The sequence below is a fragment of the Streptomyces sp. NPDC059850 genome (genome assembly GCF_042731515.1).
Classification (GTDB): Bacteria; Actinomycetota; Actinomycetes; order Streptomycetales; family Streptomycetaceae; genus Streptomyces.
Window position 1 is genome coordinate 79,120 of the sequence record NZ_JBHWJI010000037.1, and the last position, 17,636, is coordinate 96,755.

At 68.9% G+C, this 17,636-nt stretch carries 17 protein-coding genes, 1 other RNA gene and 1 pseudogene; 11 read left to right on the forward strand and 8 right to left on the reverse strand.

Annotated elements, in window-relative coordinates:
* Position 1 precedes the first annotated feature (1 nt).
* Positions 2-1,675, reverse strand: coding sequence for a glycoside hydrolase family 13 protein (locus ACFV9T_RS27580; protein WP_385444897.1), 1,674 nt, complete (start codon positions 1,673-1,675; stop codon positions 2-4).
* A 138-nt stretch (positions 1,676-1,813) separates the two neighbouring features.
* Here ACFV9T_RS27580 and rnpB point away from each other — a divergent pair.
* Positions 1,814-2,218: RNase P RNA component class A (gene rnpB / locus ACFV9T_RS27585), an RNA gene on the forward strand.
* A gap of 443 nt (positions 2,219-2,661) precedes the next feature.
* On the opposite strand, the gene ACFV9T_RS27590 is transcribed toward rnpB, so the two are convergent.
* Positions 2,662-3,900 (reverse strand): tyrosine-type recombinase/integrase, encoded by a 1,239-nt coding sequence (locus tag ACFV9T_RS27590; protein WP_385444899.1) that lies wholly within the window; start codon positions 3,898-3,900, stop codon positions 2,662-2,664.
* 166 nt (positions 3,901-4,066) lie between these two features.
* The gene (locus tag ACFV9T_RS27595; RefSeq protein ID WP_385444901.1) at positions 4,067-4,252 is read right to left on the reverse strand and encodes a DNA-binding protein; all 186 of its coding nucleotides are present in this window, start codon (positions 4,250-4,252) and stop codon (positions 4,067-4,069) included.
* 758 nt (positions 4,253-5,010) lie between these two features.
* Here ACFV9T_RS27595 and ACFV9T_RS27600 point away from each other — a divergent pair.
* Genes ACFV9T_RS27600 through ACFV9T_RS27610 form a run of 3 tightly spaced genes read left to right on the forward strand, consistent with a single transcriptional unit; the run spans position 5,011 to position 7,574 of the window.
* Positions 5,011-5,679 carry an RNA polymerase sigma factor gene (locus tag ACFV9T_RS27600; RefSeq protein WP_385444903.1) on the forward strand — a complete coding sequence of 223 codons (669 nt, stop codon included), beginning with the start codon at positions 5,011-5,013 and terminating at the stop codon, positions 5,677-5,679.
* Entirely contained in the window at positions 5,663-6,049 is a 387-nt protein-coding gene (locus tag ACFV9T_RS27605) for a hypothetical protein (protein ID WP_385444905.1), read from the forward strand. Before ACFV9T_RS27600 ends, ACFV9T_RS27605 begins: the two co-directional genes overlap by 17 nt.
* 34 nt (positions 6,050-6,083) lie before the next feature.
* Complete coding sequence (locus ACFV9T_RS27610; protein WP_385444907.1) at positions 6,084-7,574, forward strand: hypothetical protein; 1,491 nt, start codon at positions 6,084-6,086, stop codon at positions 7,572-7,574.
* Positions 7,575-7,625: 51 nt separating this feature from the next.
* Here ACFV9T_RS27610 and ACFV9T_RS27615 read toward each other — a convergent pair whose 3' ends face one another.
* The 5 genes and pseudogenes from ACFV9T_RS27615 to ACFV9T_RS27635 form a co-directional block, all read right to left on the reverse strand.
* Positions 7,626-8,081: a single-stranded DNA-binding protein gene (locus ACFV9T_RS27615; protein ID WP_385444909.1), complete on the reverse strand. Its 456-nt coding sequence runs from the start codon at positions 8,079-8,081 to the stop codon at positions 7,626-7,628.
* A gap of 54 nt (positions 8,082-8,135) precedes the next feature.
* Entirely contained in the window at positions 8,136-8,375 is a 240-nt protein-coding gene (locus tag ACFV9T_RS27620) for a peptidoglycan-binding protein (protein WP_385444938.1), read from the reverse strand.
* Between the two features lie 57 nt (positions 8,376-8,432).
* Positions 8,433-8,993, reverse strand: a pseudogene (locus ACFV9T_RS27625) (GH25 family lysozyme); the annotation flags it as partial.
* A gap of 77 nt (positions 8,994-9,070) precedes the next feature.
* Positions 9,071-9,712 (reverse strand): hypothetical protein, encoded by a 642-nt coding sequence (locus ACFV9T_RS27630; RefSeq protein ID WP_385444911.1) that lies wholly within the window; start codon positions 9,710-9,712, stop codon positions 9,071-9,073.
* 21 nt (positions 9,713-9,733) lie between these two features.
* Entirely contained in the window at positions 9,734-10,369 is a 636-nt protein-coding gene (locus ACFV9T_RS27635) for a hypothetical protein (protein WP_385444913.1), read from the reverse strand.
* A gap of 428 nt (positions 10,370-10,797) precedes the next feature.
* Here ACFV9T_RS27635 and ACFV9T_RS27640 point away from each other — a divergent pair, with 428 nt between their 5' ends.
* The 7 genes from ACFV9T_RS27640 to ACFV9T_RS27670 all read left to right on the forward strand — a co-directional run bounded on the left by ACFV9T_RS27640 (position 10,798) and on the right by ACFV9T_RS27670 (position 17,255).
* Complete coding sequence (locus ACFV9T_RS27640) at positions 10,798-11,406, forward strand: hypothetical protein (RefSeq protein ID WP_385444915.1); 609 nt, start codon at positions 10,798-10,800, stop codon at positions 11,404-11,406.
* Positions 11,407-11,459: 53 nt separating this feature from the next.
* Positions 11,460-11,759, forward strand: coding sequence for a hypothetical protein (locus ACFV9T_RS27645; protein WP_385444917.1), 300 nt, complete (start codon positions 11,460-11,462; stop codon positions 11,757-11,759).
* Positions 11,756-12,805, forward strand: coding sequence for a hypothetical protein (locus ACFV9T_RS27650; RefSeq protein ID WP_385444918.1), 1,050 nt, complete (start codon positions 11,756-11,758; stop codon positions 12,803-12,805). The genes ACFV9T_RS27645 and ACFV9T_RS27650 overlap by 4 nt, the downstream gene beginning before the upstream one ends.
* Before the next feature lie 14 nt (positions 12,806-12,819).
* The gene (locus tag ACFV9T_RS27655; RefSeq protein ID WP_385444920.1) at positions 12,820-13,641 is read left to right on the forward strand and encodes an ATP-binding protein; all 822 of its coding nucleotides are present in this window, start codon (positions 12,820-12,822) and stop codon (positions 13,639-13,641) included.
* A 150-nt stretch (positions 13,642-13,791) separates the two neighbouring features.
* Positions 13,792-14,970: a DUF2637 domain-containing protein gene (locus ACFV9T_RS27660; protein ID WP_385444922.1), complete on the forward strand. Its 1,179-nt coding sequence runs from the start codon at positions 13,792-13,794 to the stop codon at positions 14,968-14,970.
* A gap of 76 nt (positions 14,971-15,046) precedes the next feature.
* Positions 15,047-15,454: a hypothetical protein gene (locus tag ACFV9T_RS27665; RefSeq protein WP_385444923.1), complete on the forward strand. Its 408-nt coding sequence runs from the start codon at positions 15,047-15,049 to the stop codon at positions 15,452-15,454.
* Between the two features lie 115 nt (positions 15,455-15,569).
* Complete coding sequence (locus tag ACFV9T_RS27670; RefSeq protein ID WP_385444924.1) at positions 15,570-17,255, forward strand: hypothetical protein; 1,686 nt, start codon at positions 15,570-15,572, stop codon at positions 17,253-17,255.
* Positions 17,256-17,636 lie beyond the last annotated feature (381 nt).

A 17,636-nucleotide genomic window follows, 5' to 3' on the forward strand; every position in this document is an offset into this window, starting at 1 on the left:
TCTACGCGCCCGCCTCCCGCAGCCAGACCGTGCTGTCCGGCGGCAGCTCATTCGACAGCGGCTCGCTGCTCAGCACCACCTCGCCCACGGCGGGCAGCGGCACGGCGTCCGGCGACAGGTTGGTGACGCTGTGCCAGCCACCGGCGCGGCGGAAGTGCAGCAGCCCGGCGCTCAGTTCCGCGACGGAGCCCAGCCACTCCACGGACTCATCCCCGCGCAGCTCCCGCCGCAGCCGCAGCGCGCGCCGGTACAGCTCCAGCGTCGAACCGGCCTGCCCGTCCTGCGCCTCGACCGACAGCTCCCCGAACCCCTCCGGCTGCGGCAGCCACGCGCCGCCCGCGCCGAACCCGTACGACGGGCCGCCGCGCGTCCACGGCACCGGCACCCGGCAGCCGTCGCGCCCCTTGACCCGGTGGCCGCTGCGCTCCCAGGTCGGGTCCTGGAGCGCGGCCACGGGCAGGTCGGCGACCTCCGGAAGGCCCAGCTCCTCGCCCTGGTAGAGATACGACGAACCCGGCAGCGCCAGCATCAGCAGCGTCGCGGCACGGGCCCGCCGCAGCCCGAGCGCGAGGTCGGCCTCCGGCTCCCGGCCGTCGGCCAGCAGCCAGGCGTCCCGGCCCGCGCCCGTCAGATCGTCCGGCAGGGCGAACCGGCTGCGGTGCCGGATCACATCGTGGTTGGAGAGCACCCAGGTCGCCGAGGCCCCCGCCGCGCGGGCGGCGGACAGCGCGCCGTCGATGACGGCGTGCAGGGCGGGGGCGGTGAGCGGGGCGTTCAGGAAGTCGAAGTTGAACGCCTGCCCCAGCTCGTCGGCGCGGGCGTACGACACCCGGCGGGAGTTCCGTACCCACGCCTCGGCGACCGCGATCCGCGGCGGGTCGTACTCGTCGAACACCCTGCGCCACTCGCGGAAGATCCCGTGCACCTCGTCGCGGTCCCACAGCGGATGGCTGCCGTCCTCCGGCAGGTCCTCCGGCTCGTAGCCGGGTACGTCGCCGATGTCGCGCAGCGGCTCGGCCAGGTCCTTGGCCAGCCCGTGCGCGACGTCCACCCGGAACCCGGCCACGCCCCGGTCGGACCAGAAGCGCAGCGTGGTGAGGAAGTCCGCGCGCACCTCCGGGTGGTCCCAGTTGAGGTCGGGCTGCTCGGGGGCGAAGAGGTGCAGATACCACTGCCCGTCGGGCAGCCGGGTCCACGCGGGACCGCCGAAGCACGACACCCAGTCGGTGGGCGGCAGCCCCCCGCCCGGCCCCCGCCCCTCCCGGAACACGTACCGCTCCCGGGCCGCGCTGCCGGGGCCGGCGCGCAGGGCCTCCTGGAACCAGGCGTGGTCGTTCGAGGTGTGGTTGGGGACGATGTCCACCATCACCCTGAGCCCGAGCCGGTCCGCCTCCGCGACCATCCGGTCGAAGTCGTCCAGCGTCCCGAGCCGCGGATCGACGTCGCGGTAGTCGGCCACGTCGTAGCCGCCGTCGGCGAGCGCGGACGGATAGAACGGGCTCAGCCAGACGGCGTCGACGCCGAGCCCGGCGAGGTACGGCAGCCGACTGGTCACCCCGGGCAGATCGCCGATGCCGTCGCCGTCGGAGTCCGCGAAGCTGCGGGGATAGACCTGATAGATGACGGCCTGCCGCCACCAGCTGCTGTTGTCCTCGCGCACGGTGTCCTCGCTCATGGTGTCGGGCGCTGGCGCCCAGCCGTCGAAGCAGTGTCCCGGGCCGGGGCGCGCCGTGTCGAGAGACCTTCTCGCTGGAGACGACCCGCTTCGTCCCAGCCGCCCCTCCCGGGCCGGTACCATGGTGATCACGGCGGACGAGCCGGCCGGGCGGTCGCGTCGGGATTCTTCGGGATCCCGCCGAGGAACGTCCGGGCTCCACACGGCAGGGTGGTGGGTAACGCCCACCCGGGGTGACCCGCGGGACAGTGCCACAGAAAACAGACCGCCGGGGCCGCAAGGCGCCCGGTAAGGGTGAAACGGTGGTGTAAGAGACCACCAGTGCCCAGGGTGACCTGGGCAGCTAGGTAAACCCCACCCGGAGCAAGGTCAAGAGGAGCCACCGCAAGGCGGCTCTGCGCGGATGATCGAGGGCTGCCCGCCCGAGTCCGCGGGTAGACCGCACGAGGCCGACGGCAACGCCGGCCCTAGATGGATGGCCGCCTCCTCGCGGGCCGTAAGGCCCACGAGAGACAGAACCCGGCGTACAGGCCGCCTCGTCCGCCGCCAAGGGTCTCTGATCAGCGTAATCGCTGGTCGGAGGCCCTTTTTTCGCAGATCAGGGGCTCAGGCCAGGCGCCGTTCCGTACCGGTTCAAACGGGGCCGCACGGCTACGTACGTAGCCATGAAAGTAGCCATGGGAAGTGGGATGGGATAAGGCCGGCGGCGTGACCGGCCTGCTGCACCTGGCTCCTGGCCTGGCTATCTGGAAGGCCCCGCCGCTGTGCCCGAGCGTGCAGCGTAGCTTCTTTCGCCGTGTACCCCTCAGATAGTTCTGCTCGCGGGGGAGAGCGCTCTTGGGCTGATTGCCGGCGGCCGTGGCGACCCGGAGAGGCGAGGGCCGACGGATAGCAGCGGGGCTGAGACCGGCTGCCGGCCTCAGCCCCGCTGAGGTTCTTCTTCCGCCTCTGCGCCCGAGAGGAAGAAGCGAAGGTGGGATGGTTCGTCAGGCTACGTTGCGGACGACGGACAGCTTCGGCCGCGCTGTCAGGCCAGCGGCCACCGCCCCGTGCGTATCGGCGTGGTTCTTCAACAGGTGGCTGTAGGTGCGCCGCAGCTCCTCGACGGAGTCGCCCACCCACGCGGCCACTGTGTGCTCGGGTATGCCGTTTTGGAGGCACGTCGAGATGAAGGTGTGCCGGAGGTCATGGAAGGTCGGCAGGTTCCCGTCCTCGTCCTTGATGCCCAGCTTCAGCAGCGTGGGCTTCCACAAGCCCTCGTTGAAGTAGTTCCGGCACAGGAGGTTGTTGCGCGGTGTCCAGAACAGAGCGCGTACCGGGCCGCGCTTGCAGTCGTCGATCTTCTTCTTGTGCTCCCACAGGACAGTCTCTGTTGCGCGCGGCGGGAAGCGCTCCATGTACTCCCCCAGGGCGTCCTGGAGGTAGGGAGGCATCGGCGCTTCCTTTGAGCTGAGGCGTGGGCTCGTCTTGAGGCGGTCTATGAGGGAGGGCTTGTAGTGGGTCTCCTTGGTCTTGAGGACCTGTCGACGCACCGTAAGCAGCCCTCTGTCCGGGTCGATGACGTCGTCGCACACGCCGAACGCCTCCGCCTGCCGGGTGCCACAGCCGTAGCCGAGCATGGGGATGGGGCGGTAGCGCGCAGGGAACTCATCGTGGATGGCCCAGCACTCGTCCGGGCTGAACACGTACGACTTCGACGCGCCGGCGTAGGGGCCGTCGACCTCATAGGTGGGGTTGGAGGTGATCTTCCCGTTCTGCAAGGCGTCCTTGATCACCATCTTGAAGACCTTCCAGTGGCCCTCAGCGGTGGTGTTGGCGATGCTCTCGTTGGCTTCCATCTCCTGGACCCAGGTTTCGACCTGGGCTCTCTTGATGGTGCGCAGGCGCTGCCTGCCCCACCGCGGATTGAGGTGCACGCGGATGGCTATCTCGTAGCTCGAAACGCTGGTCTCCTTCGCGCGGCGCCTGCTGAGCCAGTCAGCCGCCCACTGCCGGAAGGTGAGGTTTGCTTCCACCGGCTCAGGAGCCATCCCGGGAGTCATTCCGTCCAGGACTGCCTGAGCCTGAGCCTGCGTCAAGCCGACCGATTCAGGAATAGAGGCCCGCGTGCGCCTACCTTCGCTGTTGGTGAGGTTGTAGGACCAGCTGTGGTTGCACCCGCCCTTTTTGGGCCTGTTCTGGTCGGGGCACTCGCACCGCTTGTAGACAGTGGGCTTGCGTGCCACGGGACGCCTCTCGCGATCTTGGTCGATTCTCAGGTGACTCCCTGGCCAGGGGAGTTGGACTCTACGCAGGCGCAGCCATGACTGGTCAAGCCGCCGAGCGGTGGGTGGAGGGACCGGTGCCACACCCTCTATTCGCGGCTATGACAATCCCGTCGGCGTGTGGAATTCAGTCCGTCCGTGCGTCGAGCCATGCCTCGAAATCGCGCTCCCGGACGCGAAGGATGCGATCACTGATGCGCACGACGGGGATTTCCCAGCTTCGGTAGTTGTCGACAACGGTGCGCTTTGTGAGTTCCATCCGCTCGGCAATCGTCTCGAAACTCAGCAATGCATTTGAACCACCGCGAGGCATAGTCGTCCTTGCTCATTCGTAGGTGTCCCCCGGCGGACCGATCCGGCCGGATGGAGCCGGTTGGGTGCAGCCCGGCACCGATAAGTACGTGCATCGGCGGAATCTGTTACACCCGGGGAAGTCCAACTCACCTGACGCGCGACGAAGTCGAGCCGGGGTGGCTGCGGAAGCGCTGGAGGTCTCGGTCTGGCCGGTAGCGGAGACCTTGGATGGTGTCGAGTGAACAGCCATCTTTGGGCCACCTCTGGCTAGTGCGGCGCTCGGCGAGGGGGGGGGGGGGGGGGGCCGCCGCGGGGCATCGGCCTCGTGTACGGGATCCGTGTATGTGTCGGCTGTGCCCTCCACGGCCCCGCCGAGCGACGGCTCGAGTGGTACCGGCCAGATCTGGGCATGACCTGCTGCGCCGCTCCATTGTTGATCCTGGCCCGCCTAGCGGACGCTTCCGTGGAGATCCACTTCTCGTACCGCAGGAGCATCAAGGTGCGGTCGGCGACGTTCATGAACGGGGGGAAGCGTGGGCGTGGTCGCTTCGGTCCCTCGTCGGCGCCGGATTGCTCTCCCGTCACGCGGCCGCACCGTGCGGCACAGTGGGCGTCGCAGTATCGCTAGCCTGTTCGGTGCATTTCGCAAGAGATCGGTTATGCTGCCTCGGCGCCGCATCGGAAGGTGATCCTCCTCCTGTGGGGGAACAGTGGAGGGGAAGCCCGACGGCGTTGCAGGGGGTCAGTGCAGCATCGGTTCTTGGGGGGCATCACGCCGTGACCGACATTCTGGAATCCCTGGCCAGACGCGCCGCAGCAGGCGGGGAGGGTGGGGCCGACGCCATTGCGGCGTTATACGACGAGCTGAACGACACCGTGTACCACTGGGTGCGGCGTTACGTCCGCGATGGGCACGTCGCGGAGGACCTCAGCCAGGAGGTTTGGCTGAAGGTTTCCCGGAACATCAGCCGGTACCGGCCAGGTACGAACCTGCTGGGCTGGCTACGCACGATCACCAGAAACACCACGCTCGACTACTTACGCTCCGTGCAGCGGCGCCCCTCGGAGGTGCTGTACGCCGATCACCTCGAGCTTGACCGGCCGCGCGTCGATCAGAGCCCGGAGGAGTACGCAGAAAGGCGTGCACTGGCCCAAGCCGTTGCATCCCACATGCATAAACTGCGGCCCCAGCAACAGCAGGTCCTGATCCTGCGGTTCTTCGACGGACTGAGCGTGGGACGTATCGCGCAGATCATGGGGAAGACGGAGGGGGCTGTCCGTACATTGACGGTACGGTCGCTGCGCAAGCTCGGCGAGGTCATGCCGGCTGGGGAGTCGTCTTCCCACCTGGTCGAGGAGCTGCTGACGGCAGCAGTGGGCAGAAACAGAGTTGTCGGTACACGGGTTGAGACACGAGAGGCGAGGGCGCATGTCGCGACGCGCTGACCAAAGTGAGCGCCTGGAGCGGGCGTTGGACGGCGGGCCCACCCCTCACGACGAGGAGACTCGCCAGATGCTGGCCGCCGCGGGTGCGCTGAGCCCGGGCTACCGACGCGACCCCGCGACGGTGCGCGCTACCAGGGAGGCGATGCTCCGCGCGTACGCGCGCGCCGAGACCCCGCAGGAGACCCGCGAGGACGCCGGAACGGGCGACGGCTTGGAAGAGCCGGAGATCCACCGTGCGGAGATCGAGCTGCCCGATGGTGGCCACCTCGTCCTCACAGACATCGAGGACATCACGCCCGAGCGCGCCGAGAGGACGGCTGCCCACATCGCGCGCATCCTGCATAGCAAGGAAAGAGACCGGCAGAGTTGAACAGCGCGTTATCCCTCGTGCGAGGAGAGCGGTCGTGACCTCGTCCGTGCCGCCGGTGCAGATTCACGTCCTCAACCCGGGAGAGGACGATGACGTGCAGCTCACCAACGTGGGCGTGGTCAACATCAACGGCGAGCGTCACCTGTTCCTGAGCCCGCAGAGCTTTGACTCCGCGGTGCGCCAGGTCAGCTCCGCCATGCAGGACCTGCCGCTGGAGCAAGTCGAGCGCCTGGTCCGCGAGTGCGGTCAGTTCAAGGACTTCGACGAGCTGCTGGGCCCGTTCGAGCCCGCCCCGCTTGTGGAAACCCCGCCGCCCTCGGTCAAGGAGCGTGAGCGAGTGCGCCCTCGCGGCCGCCTCAAGAAGTGGGCCATCGCCGCGGCGCTCCTGCCAGCGCTCGCTGGATCCTGGGCACTGGGGCACTTCACCAGCAGCGGCACCGCTAGTGCGGCGGCCAGCGCCCCGGACCCGGGCCCAAGTTCCACCGGGACGCAGACGGCCGGGCAGCCGTTCGACGATCCCAAGTTTATGGACTTCTCCCACGCCGGGCAGATCGACTGCCGCCAGATCGACAACCTGGAGGCGGAGTGTACCGACGCCGACGGGATGGTGATGTCCACCAAGGCCGCCACCGGCCCGGACAGCACCATCTTTACCTTCTCGTACGGCAGTGAACGCGTCGGGTTGAGGATCTTCCACGACACCGCGTATGCAGAAACCTGGGCGCGGCAGGAAGGCACGCGAGAGCTGTACCCGCACTTGAGGGTTTTCGACCGGTACATCCTGTGGGGCACCGACCCCAAGCGGATCGGCGAGTACAGGAACCTCCTAGAGGAAGCAGACCGTCACAAGGGCAGCCAGACCGCGATGGGGGAAGCGACTCCCCTGCCCCCGCGGCTGGCCGCGCTCGCCCTGGGCACGCTGGGGCTGGACGGCCAGGATGTGCACCAGCTCATGGCCAGCCCGGCGGTGGCGATGGCCGACGCTCCAACTCTACTTGCGGCCCGCCTTGTAATGGGCCTCGGCAACGCCGCGCCGGCGGGGGTCGGGTCGGGAGGCGACGACATCGTGGCGCTCGCTGTCGGCATCGAGCCGAGCCCTTCGCCTTTCGACAGCGGCAATGGAACGGGAAGCGTGCCAGCCACGGAGTCGAGCACGGGGACGACCACGGAGGAAGGTTCGGGGCTGGAGACGTCGCCGTCAACGCCCACGACCACCCCGGCGACGGACACGAAGCCGCCGACGACCCCCACGACGCCATCGACGCCGACAGCTCCCCAGCCCTCGACGCCGCCCTCCGACCCGGTGGGCCCGGTTCCGAGCGCTCCCGAGACGCCCTCTCCGCCAGCCGCCGGGACCCCGGCCACCGAAGAGGAGCCGGCGCCGGCCGAGGAGGCTCCCGCTCCGGCGGAGACTTCCGCGAAGCGAGTGCCCATCGAGGGGCAGACACCGCCGACGGAGTCCGCGAACCGGACCGACGAGGACCTGCTGATCCTGGACTCCACTTGGCCGGTTGCTGCCACCTGAACAGCCCGAAGGGCCCCCGGACATCGGTTCGGGGACCCCTTCTGTACGAGATCAGAACGGCGGCTCGTCCGGCCCTGGCCTGGACCATGAGTTGGCGGCTGCGGGGCGTCCCTGCGCCGCAGAGGTCGGACGCTGTGCGCTGCCTCCGGTCTTGGTGACCTTCGCAGAGGCGTTGCGCAGGCTGACGCCGACCTCCTCGACATCCAGCTCGTAGACCGTGCGTTTGACGCCCTCACGGTCCTCGTAGGACCGCTGTTTGAGGCGCCCCTGAACAATGACGCGCATGCCCTGGGTGAGGGATTCGGTGACGTTCTCGGCCGCCCGTCGCCACACAGCGCAGGTCAGGAACAGGCTTTCGCCGTCCTTCCACTCGTTGGTTTGCCTGTCGAAAGTGCGGGGAGTCGAGGCGACGCGGAACTTCGCGACCGCCGCCCCGGAGGGAGTGAAACGCAGCTCGGGGTCGTCGACGAGGTTGCCGACGACCGTGATGACGGTCTCGCCTGCCACTGGGGGCCTTTCAGGGGTGAATGCCGGCCCGGCTGGCGCGGGCCGGCGATGTGGTCAGGAGAAAAGGATCTGCCAGGTCAGCGGTCCCGGGAGGCCGTCCGCGTCTCCCTTGAGCTTGGCGTGGTCAAGCTGGAGGTCACGAACGTTCGCACGGTCGGCGTCTGTCCACTCCGGGCCCGGTCCGTTCTTGTAGTGCTTGCCGTAGCCCTTGCGGACGAGCTGCTTGCCGAGGGTGGTGATGTGGGCGTTGTGCTTGCCGGGGCCGAAATACTGGCGGCCAGGGAAGGGCGGCATCGGCTTGGGCGGAGTGGTGCCGGTGCCGCTGGAGCCGTCCTTATCCGGCTGCTCGTCGTCCGTGGCCCACGCCTTGAGCGCGGCTTTGCTGGAGAAGTTGGCCACGTTCACGTCGGTTCCCGAGATGCCGTACTGGTGGAACTTCCACTCGGCCTTGATGCGCGGGCTACCAGCCGGGGCGCTCGGGTCCGCGATCCACAGGCCGTCGCCGGCGTACGACGTCTTGTCGAGCGACTTCCACGACGTCAGGTTGCAGTACAGGACGACCTTGTGGTTCGGCCGCAACTCCTTGACGGCCTTGATGAAGGCGTCCTTCTCGGCGTTCGACGGGTGTCTGTGGGTGCTCGGATCGGTTTCCCAGTCACAGGCGAGGATGTCGCCGGGCTTGCTGGCACACCGCTCCACGAAGTACTCGGCCTGGCCCTGGATGTTCCCCGCGACGAGGAAGTGGTAGAAGCCGACGACCAGGTTGGCCGCGCGTGAGTGCGCGGCCTGCGCGGTCATCTTCGGGTTAACGTACTTGGTGCCTTCGGTCGCCTTGACGAAGACGAAGGAGAGGCCCGAGGTGTTGAACGTCGAGCTCTGGTAGGAGCTGACATCGATGCCCTTGATGGTCATGGTGATATACCTCCGGTGCTGTGAGCAGGGAGGAAGCACTGTGCAGGGCGGACGGGGTTAACGTCGCGTGCTGGCGGTCAGGGGTCGATGACCTCGGCGTCGACAACGATGCCGCCGTCCAGCTCCGGCGGGTACTCGACGGCGAACAGGCTCTTGTCGAGGCGTTCGGCGAGCGCCGACAGGTCGACAGACTGCTCGTCGTCGCCGACCGGAGCGCCGAGTCCGGTGATCTCGACGGCCAAGGTGGCGTCCTTGCCGTACTGATCGCGGAACTGCCGCTCCAGGTACCACGCGTCCGCACGCCAGTCCGGTGACGTGCGGTCCTCGACGGTCTCCTCGACTATCTCGCCGGTGACGGAGTCCCGGAATCGGCGGGTGGTGATCTTGGTGGTGATCCCCCCGTCTGCCACTCTGCGGATGTTCGCCATGGCGCGCGCCGCCGCGGTGGCACGAGCGGTGCGGACCTTCACGAACAGGGCGGCGTACTCCTCCGCTTCCGGGTCGGGCTCTTCGCCTGCCTCGCGGGCCTCGACCTCGGCGCGGCCTCGGGCCATCCACGCCAGGAAGCTGGAGCGGGAGACACCGGCCATCTCCGCGGCCAGCTCGACGGCGACGCCCGTGCGTGAGGCAGCGACGAGCCGCGCCTCGACCTCTTCGGAGAGGAGACACGGACGGCCGAGCTGTGGCTTCTGCCGACGGGCCTTGCGGCGGCTGGACATTGCGGGACCTCGGCGGCGGGTTCAGCGGCCGGTGTTGAACAGATGGCCGCAGGCGGGGCAGCTGGTGGTGTGTGCGGCGCGGACGTCGTCGGGGCTGAGGCCGTCCTCGTGGTCGTTATCGTCGGGAAGGTGGAGGGTGGGGGGCTCGTCCTCACGGAGGCCGCCAGGCAGGGTTTCGGGGTCGACCTGGCCGAGCAGCTTGTCGATCTCGTCGTGGGGAATGGCGAGCGAGTCGAACAGCTCCGCATCGCCGGTCGCCAGGTCCTCGAGGACGGCGGCGAACTCGCGGGGGTCCCAGCCGCCCTGGCCGGGTAGCCGGTTGAGTTTGATTGCTAGGGCCTCCGCCTCGGCGTGGGACCTGGAGGACCAGCCGCGGAGAATCGGGACGAGCCATCCGCCGTCCTCGTCAAGGACGACACCGCCGGGGAGGGGCATGCCACGGTTCTGCATCTCGATGAGGGCCTCGCGGCGGCCGTGGCCGTGGAGGACGCATTGGGTGCGCTCGTCGGCGACGGGGACCTCGACCAAGCCGTGCATGCGGATCGCGTCGATGAGGAGTTCCAATTGGTGGCGCTTGGGGTTCCTCGGCGCCGGTGTGAGGTCGGTGAGCGGTACGTACGCGATGTAGCGCGGCGGCCTGGCGATCGTCTCGGTCACGGCTGGTGCGGTCCTCTCCCATGTGTCGGTGCCGGCGATGGGCGGGGACTGCGAGCCCGCGGACTTCAACCGCGGCGCCCCGCCTCGCAAGCAGGGCGATGCCGTCATGGCCGGTCCCCGCCCGTCGCCGGGCCGGTGCTGCCCTCGTTCCGGATGGGGCGGCGCCGGGGCTCCACCGCTTCCGGTGACGTCGCCGAGAGCGGTGGGGCCGCGGGGAACGTAGGGAGACACACCTTTAACGTCGCGTTCCACACGCGAGTCTCATTGCTGTACTATCTGACGCGGCTGGGAGAGCGACCCAGCTACCTGGGCCTAGGTGTAACAAGAATCGGCGGTTGTCGTACCTCCATACGACGCCCCGAGACACCCCGCCCGGGACAGTCCCAAACCCCTGGGCTCTGGCGTCCGGGGAAAGGAAGGATCACCGCATGGCGAACGACGCCGCCGCCGAGGAAACTCAGGCTGAGCAGCCGGCCGGACCGTCTCTCTCCGATATTGGCTTGGTCGGCGCCCTCGCCCGTCTGCTAGACGAGCAGATGGTGAAGAAGGAGATCAAGCCGCGGATCGACGGGCCGAAGGTCCCCCTCCTCAAGGCGTACGAGGCGGGCCAATCTGAGCTTGTGGTCCGGATCGGCGATGACCTGATTGGCCGTTACAAGGTCAACGTCGCGCAGCCCAAGGTCGTCGTGGACCCTGACAACGAAGCGGCGCTCAATGAGTACGCCGATGAGCATGGCGGCATAGAGGTCATCATCCGCCGCAACCCCACGTGGGAAGAGGCCCTGCTCAGGTACGCCGAGTACGACGAGGACACGGGGCTGATCATCGACACCAGGACGGGTGAGCCCGTCCCGGGGCTCAAGTACGAGAAGGGCGGCGACCCCACTGGCAGCCTGACGTGGACGTGGGAGCAGAAGAGCGTCGGTAAGAAGCGGCTGATGCGGCACTACCAGGAGGGGGCCCTGAACCACCTCCTGACGGAGACGCCGGAGCTGATGGCCGGACCCCGGCCCACCGCCGAGGACCCCCAGCACTGACCGCCCTGGGCCCGGCCTCCGACGGCCGGGCCCCGCTCCCAAGGGACTTCCCGATGGCTACGCCCACTGACGTGCCCACTCCGGCACTTGCCAGCAGCATTTCTGTTTCGGACCGCGCGTTCCGCATCTTCTACGCGCTTGCCGCGGAAATGGACCGCGGATGGGTCCGCGTCTCGTCCGTCGCCGATCAGCTCGAAATGACCTCCCACCAGATACGTCTGCCGCTCGCCGAACTGCGCGATGCCGGGATCACCACCCACGAGCGCCGCTACGAGACCGGCGACACCGGCCGCAAGACGTGGCACACCTACGTCCGCCTCGTCGACGACAACGCACCCGAGGCCGCCGCATGAGCCGCTTGACCAGCCGTAACGGCGTGCGGATCAACCGCCGTTACTACGTCCAGGTCGACTCTCAGACCGCCCGCGACGACGACATGAGTTTCCGCGCCCTCGGCGTGCTGACCTACCTCCTGGACCAGAAGGAGGACTGGCAGGTCAAGTCCGAACAACTCTCCAAGGGCAAGGGCCGCGAGGGACGTGACGCCGTCCGCAAGGCGCTGCACGAGTTGGCCCGCCGCGGCTACTACCGGCTGGAGCGCCGTCGCTTCCTCAACGGTCAGAACGCGATGGGTACCGCCATCTCCGAGTACCGCGTGGAGCAGTGGGCCGAGGACTACGTCACCTTCGGTGGGAAGCTGGACATCTCTGTCATTGAGCAGGAAGACGGCAGCTTCCTCGTGCAGTACCCGGACGGCAGCCTGGGCAGTGACGGGTTCGACGCGCCCGCCCAGGACAACGAACCCCCGGCCGAGGATGACGAGCCCGAGGAGACGCCCGCCGAGGAGCCGGAGACGCCCGCCGCCCCGGTGCCGAAGCCTGCGGCCGCCAAGAAGGGCCCCGCGAGGAAGACTTCGGCGAAGAAGCCGGCGCCCGACGAGGCGGCGCCCGAGGAGACGAAGGACGCGACCGCCCAGAAGGCCGCGGAGAAGGCCCTCCTCGACGCGGACGCCGAGGAAGTCGCGAAGTGGTGGTGGGCGGACGCGGAAAGGCGGTTCGGTCCGTACGTCGGGGACAAGCGCGGCTACCTCGGCATGCGCAAGCAAATCCGCAACGCTCTGGAGAAGGGCTACACCAAGAATCAGTGCGGGAAGGCCCTCATCCGCGCCGCGAAGCACTGGCCCAGCGCGCAGCAGTGGCAGCAGGCCCTCGGCATTGTCACCAGCCACATCCAGCCCCAGAGCGCTGGCGGGCGTGTCCCGTACAACGACGCTGCGACGTGGGGCGTCCAGGGCGACGCCACGCCGAACATCCCCGGCGCCGCCAGCGTCCCGCCGCCCAGCACCCCCGCTGATGACGACACCGACGACGCCACCTTCGGCGTCCTCGAACGACGGTAAGGACCGTGATCCTGATGTCTCTCACCACGGGCGCCCCCGCGGTCCCCGCTCCGGCTCGGGGGATGAACGCCCTCGGCGCGCTCAGCGAGCACCTACTGGCCGTGCTGGAGCGCGGCGGCGCGGACATGTCCAAGCTCGGCGTGCCCGCGCAGCCGGAGCCGGAGGACGGTCTGTGGGAGGACGTGAGCGTTCCGCAGGCCCGAGCCCGCCGGGACTTGTGGAGGAACAGCATGACGGACGCGGCACATGACGAGTATCTGCACTTCCGCTTTGAGTACCTGGACCCCAGCCAGAAGCCGAACACCCTGCGGAACTGGATGAACTCCCTGGTCGAGGCGAAGAAGCGCGAGGCGCGGCCGGAGGTCCTGAACCTGATCGTGCCGGGGAACATCGGCAGCGGGAAGACCGCCGCGGTGTGCGCACTCGGCAACGAGGCCGCGGAGCAGGGGCTGGTAGTGCGGTTCGTGAAGCACGCCACCTACCTGACGTGGCGCCGCCCGGACTCCGCCCCGCACAACCTGACCGCGCACCAGGTGCGGGAGCGGTTCGTCACCTGCGATCTGCTTATCCTCGACGAGCTTTGCGGCGAGATGGACTTGACCGCCACGGAGTTCGCCCGCAAGGAGACCATCGACCTCATCGACTCCCGTCTCTCGGCCGGCCGCGCCACAGCTTTCTCCACGAACTTGCGCAGCCGTCGGACGGAGGAGCACCCCGGCTTAGGGGTGGTGGACATCCTCGGCGAACGGCTTCTGTCCCGGCTCGAAGCCTCTGCCCACCTGGTGAAGATCCATGGGCCGGACCGGCGCAGGCCGGCGAAGCCTCTCGACTGGTGACCGCCCCGAAAAAAGCTCCCAATACGGCCCGAAACTGACGCGTTGTGCATTACGCCAGGGTGTGCGATCGAAAGACGCTATATCGTTTAGTCGACCCGGAAGGCCATGAGCATACGCCGGCCGGGGCGACCCGAACGAAGGGATGGTGTCTTGTCGAATCTGCCGTTTTTCCGTGCCCGTAAGGGCCAGGCGAAACCGTCGAAGCCGCTCACCGACTCCGGAGTACCGCCGCTCACCCGCTGGGAGCGCTTCGGCGCCGTCCTCACCTTGCTGCTCGCCGTCGCCGTCGGAGCCCTAGGCTTCTACGCGTCCTTCGACGCGGTCTCCCTCAAGGCGGAGTCGTGGGGGTTCGATGACCCGTGGGTGCTCCCCGTGTCCATCGACTCGGCAATTCCCGTGTTCACCGCGGCCAACCTCTACCTGATCCGTATGGACATGGCTCTGGCGTGGGTGCGGTTCGTGCCCTGGGCACTGAGTCTGATCACCTGCGCCCTGAACGTCGCCGCTGGCAACTCCCTGTGGGCGAAGGTCGCGCACGGCGCGATCTCCCTGCTGTGGGTTGGCGTCTCCGAGATCGCCGCGCACGTCTACGCCGTCCGCATCGGTGCCGCGACCGGCCGTCGCCGCCGTCTGGACAAGGTCCGCTGGAAGCGGTGGCTGCTCTCCCCGTGGCCCACCGCTCTGCTGTGGCGCCGCATGAACCTGTGGGAGCTGGAGTCGTACGACACCGTCCTGAAGCTGGAGCAGGAGCGCCTGGTCTACCAGGCCAAGCTCCGCGGGCGGTTCGGCCGGACATGGCGCAGGAAGGCCCCGGTCGAGGCACTGCTGCCGCTCCGCCTCGCGCGAAATGGCATCCCCCTCGCCGAGACCGCCCCGGCGGGCCTGGCCGCGGCCGGCATCGACGCCGCTGGGCCCTTCGCTGCTCTGCCCGCTCCCGCGGCACCGACCCCCAAGCCCGTCGCACCCGTCCCGGCCGCCCAGGCGGCTCCCCGTCGGGTGACCGCGACCGTTCCCGCCCCCAGCCCGGCCCCGACGCCTGCACCCGCCCCGACGCCTGCACCCGCCCCGACGCCGGCGCCGACGTCGAAGCCGCTCACCGAGGCGGAGGTGTACGAGATGATCAAGGACGCGATCCAGGCCCGTGACGCGGATCGCTTCAACGCCGGAGACCTGACCGGCTCCGCCATCGGACGGGCGATGGGCCACACCGCGCAGAACGGCCGCAAGGTTCGCCGCCGACTGCTCTCCACGTACGCGGCTAACCTCCTCGGCCAGACCCTGCCCGACAACTTCACGGTCGAGGATGTAATAACCGCAGCGCAGCCGTAAGGCATGCTGCCCCCACCCGCACTAACGCGGCGGGCCCCTCCACGGGGTGCCCGCCGCCTGCATGATCGGGCCCTTCATGAGAGCGGAGATCCTGGCCCGGATCGCCGCCGCCCGTGCCGCCCGCGACCTTTCCGATCTGGCCCGTCAGGTGGTCGGCACGACAGCCGAGACCACCAGTCCCACCGAGCGCATCAAGCGAGCACGCCAACTGCGGCAGATGGTCAACGAGTACGTTGATCGGGTCGTACTGGGCGAAGCCCTGGCCGGCGCCGACTGGCAGGAGATCAGCGAGGCACTGAACCGCTGTGACCCAGCGACGGTCGAGGAGGAGTACGCGGACGCGGTCGCCGAGTGGAGCGCGCTCCCAGAGTTCGATGCCGAGAACGAGGGAGTGGGGGACCTGGACGACTGGTACGCCCGGCACCGCGAGGATCACGACCCTGGCCTCGAAAAACCTGTCGCTGATCTGCTGAACAGGCATTGAGACATGCCTTCGCACGGGTAGAATAGTGCAGCAATGAGACCGGGAGAGCTTAACGCTGTCGCTGTCTCATTCTGCGCGGGAGAGCAACCCGCGCGTCCCGAACGAAGGATCACCGATGCCTGGTATCACCACCCCCCTGCGCGAACGCAAGTCCCGCCGGCCGACCGGTCTCCCCAACCCGCCGATGATGCTGCTCGTCGGGCCGGAGAAGTCCGGCAAGAGCTTCGAGGCAGCCGCGGGTACCGGCTCCGACCTGATCGGCATGACGTACTGGATTGAGATCGGCGGCTCTGAGGGCACGGCCGACTACTACGGTCGCGTTCCCGGCGCCCGGTACGAGATCATCGAGCACAACGGCACCTACCAGGACATCCTCGACGCCATCCGATGGGCCGTCGCGCAGCTCCCCGTGAGCGGCAAGCCGAACATGATCGTCGTCGACAACATGACGGTCCTGTGGGACATGCTCAGCGATGAGCAGGCCCTCTTCGCCCGCCGCCGGGCGGAGCGGAAGGCCCAGGAGAACCGCCGCCGCGCCCCGAGCCTCGACGACCCGGTCGTCATCGACTCCGACCTCTGGAACCGGGCCAAGGACCGGTGGGGCGAAATCCTTTGGATGCTCCGCCGACATCACGGCCCGACCCTCCTGCTCGCCCGCCAGGAGATTGTCACCGCGTTCGAGCACGACAAGCCGACCCGGGACAAGACGCGGAAGATCAAGGCAGAGCGGAACCTTCCCGCCGCCGTCGACGCCATCGTCGAACTGCACGCGTTCGGCGAGGCACACCTGACCGGCGTCCGTACCCTTCACTGGGACGTCAAGCCGGGGGAGTCTGTGCCGTTCCCCGACTTCTCCATCGACACCCTGTTGCGGCGTCTGGGGTTCGAGGAGGCCGCCGCCACACGGCAGGTCACCGAGGCCCGGCCCGAGGCGTACCTGCAGGAGCAGGACCAGCAGCAGCCCAAGCGCAGCCAGCAGCAGCGGCGGCCCGGTGAGAACGAGCTGACCGGCCCGAAGGCGGCCGCGCTCATCAAGAAGGCACTCGAGGATCCGACCGACCCCGAGATGGCCCTGCAGGGCATCCGCGAGGAGTGGGGCATCCGCACCCTCCAGCAGATCCCCACCGAGTCCCGGCTCGGGAAGATGAGCGCGGACACCCTGATCGCCCGCTCCCTTGCCTACATCAAGGCCCAGGCCGAGAAGCGCCAGCACAGCACGGGGGGCCAGCAGCAGGGGGACCAGACCGGCACCGACGCCGGGCAGGGAGAGCCGACCAGTACCCCGCCGTCCGCGGTCAAGCAGGACCAGGCGCGCGAGCACCGCGAGACGCCGCCCGAGTCATCGGCGCCCGAGCAGGAACCGCCAGCCGAAGGTGCCGCCCCTCCGCCGTCGGACCCGCAGGCCGAGGAGCCGCCGCCCGCCGAGTCGCCGGAGGAGACCAGCGCGGCCGAGGAGCCGCAGGACATCCCGGCCCTGCCCGCGGTCAAACGCGCCCCGAAGAAGAAGCCGAACGACCCGACGGAGATCGCACGCCAGGCGCTGCTCGACGAAGCAGACGTTCAGGCCCGCTTGAAGTTCACTACTATGCGTGACCATCTCCAGCCGATCTACACGGACGGGGAGCCGGGCCTGGCTCAGCTCCGTGACTTCGTGGAGGCGCAACGCGCCGAGGTGATCGCGGTCCTAGAGGAGAACGACCAGGCCGTCCTCGCCGACGTCTACCGGCGGGCGCCGATGCCGGATCTCGGGCTCAAGAAGAAGTTCGCCCCCTACTTCGACGGCGCGCCCGCCGGGCAGTGAGGTGACGTGAGGTGACGCGCGCCCGGGGCCTCCGGGGCGCGCCCACTGCTCTGGGGCGCGCCTCCCTCCCTGCGTCACCTCACCTCATCTCACGGGGCGCGCGGCGCGCCCTTCGCCCCTCCTGCAGGCGCGCCCAGTATCACCGCGTTGGGCGCGCCGCGCCGCGCGCCGCGCCATTCCGACGCGCCCATCCCGGACCCTGGCGCGCCTCCGTGGGGCGCGCCGCGCGCTGATCTTGGCGCGCCACCGAGACCGCGCCATGGCGCGCGGATCGGGGGGCGCGGCCCCAACGCCCGGGGGGCGCCCCCCCATACGGCGGCCGCGGCGGGGCGGGGAGAGACCCGGGGGCGCCCCCCCCAGAGAGGACGCGCGGCGGGTGGG

What these genes read in the sequence shown, in the direction of transcription:
- ACFV9T_RS27670 (WP_385444924.1), top strand. Translation starts at nt 15,570, where the DNA reads ATGCCTGGTATCACCACCCCCCTGCGCGAACGCAAGTCCCGCCGGCCG.
- ACFV9T_RS27605 (WP_385444905.1), top strand. Translation starts at nt 5,663, where the DNA reads ATGTCGCGACGCGCTGACCAAAGTGAGCGCCTGGAGCGGGCGTTGGAC.
- ACFV9T_RS27650 (WP_385444918.1), top strand. Translation starts at nt 11,756, where the DNA reads ATGAGCCGCTTGACCAGCCGTAACGGCGTGCGGATCAACCGCCGTTAC.
- ACFV9T_RS27595 (WP_385444901.1), bottom strand. Translation starts at nt 4,252, where the DNA reads ATGCCTCGCGGTGGTTCAAATGCATTGCTGAGTTTCGAGACGATTGCC.
- ACFV9T_RS27655 (WP_385444920.1), top strand. Translation starts at nt 12,820, where the DNA reads ATGTCTCTCACCACGGGCGCCCCCGCGGTCCCCGCTCCGGCTCGGGGG.
- ACFV9T_RS27630 (WP_385444911.1), bottom strand. Translation starts at nt 9,712, where the DNA reads ATGTCCAGCCGCCGCAAGGCCCGTCGGCAGAAGCCACAGCTCGGCCGT.
- ACFV9T_RS27665 (WP_385444923.1), top strand. Translation starts at nt 15,047, where the DNA reads ATGAGAGCGGAGATCCTGGCCCGGATCGCCGCCGCCCGTGCCGCCCGC.
- ACFV9T_RS27620 (WP_385444938.1), bottom strand. Translation starts at nt 8,375, where the DNA reads ATGCCGCCCTTCCCTGGCCGCCAGTATTTCGGCCCCGGCAAGCACAAC.
- ACFV9T_RS27645 (WP_385444917.1), top strand. Translation starts at nt 11,460, where the DNA reads ATGGCTACGCCCACTGACGTGCCCACTCCGGCACTTGCCAGCAGCATT.
- ACFV9T_RS27580 (WP_385444897.1), bottom strand. Translation starts at nt 1,675, where the DNA reads ATGAGCGAGGACACCGTGCGCGAGGACAACAGCAGCTGGTGGCGGCAG.
- ACFV9T_RS27640 (WP_385444915.1), top strand. Translation starts at nt 10,798, where the DNA reads ATGGCGAACGACGCCGCCGCCGAGGAAACTCAGGCTGAGCAGCCGGCC.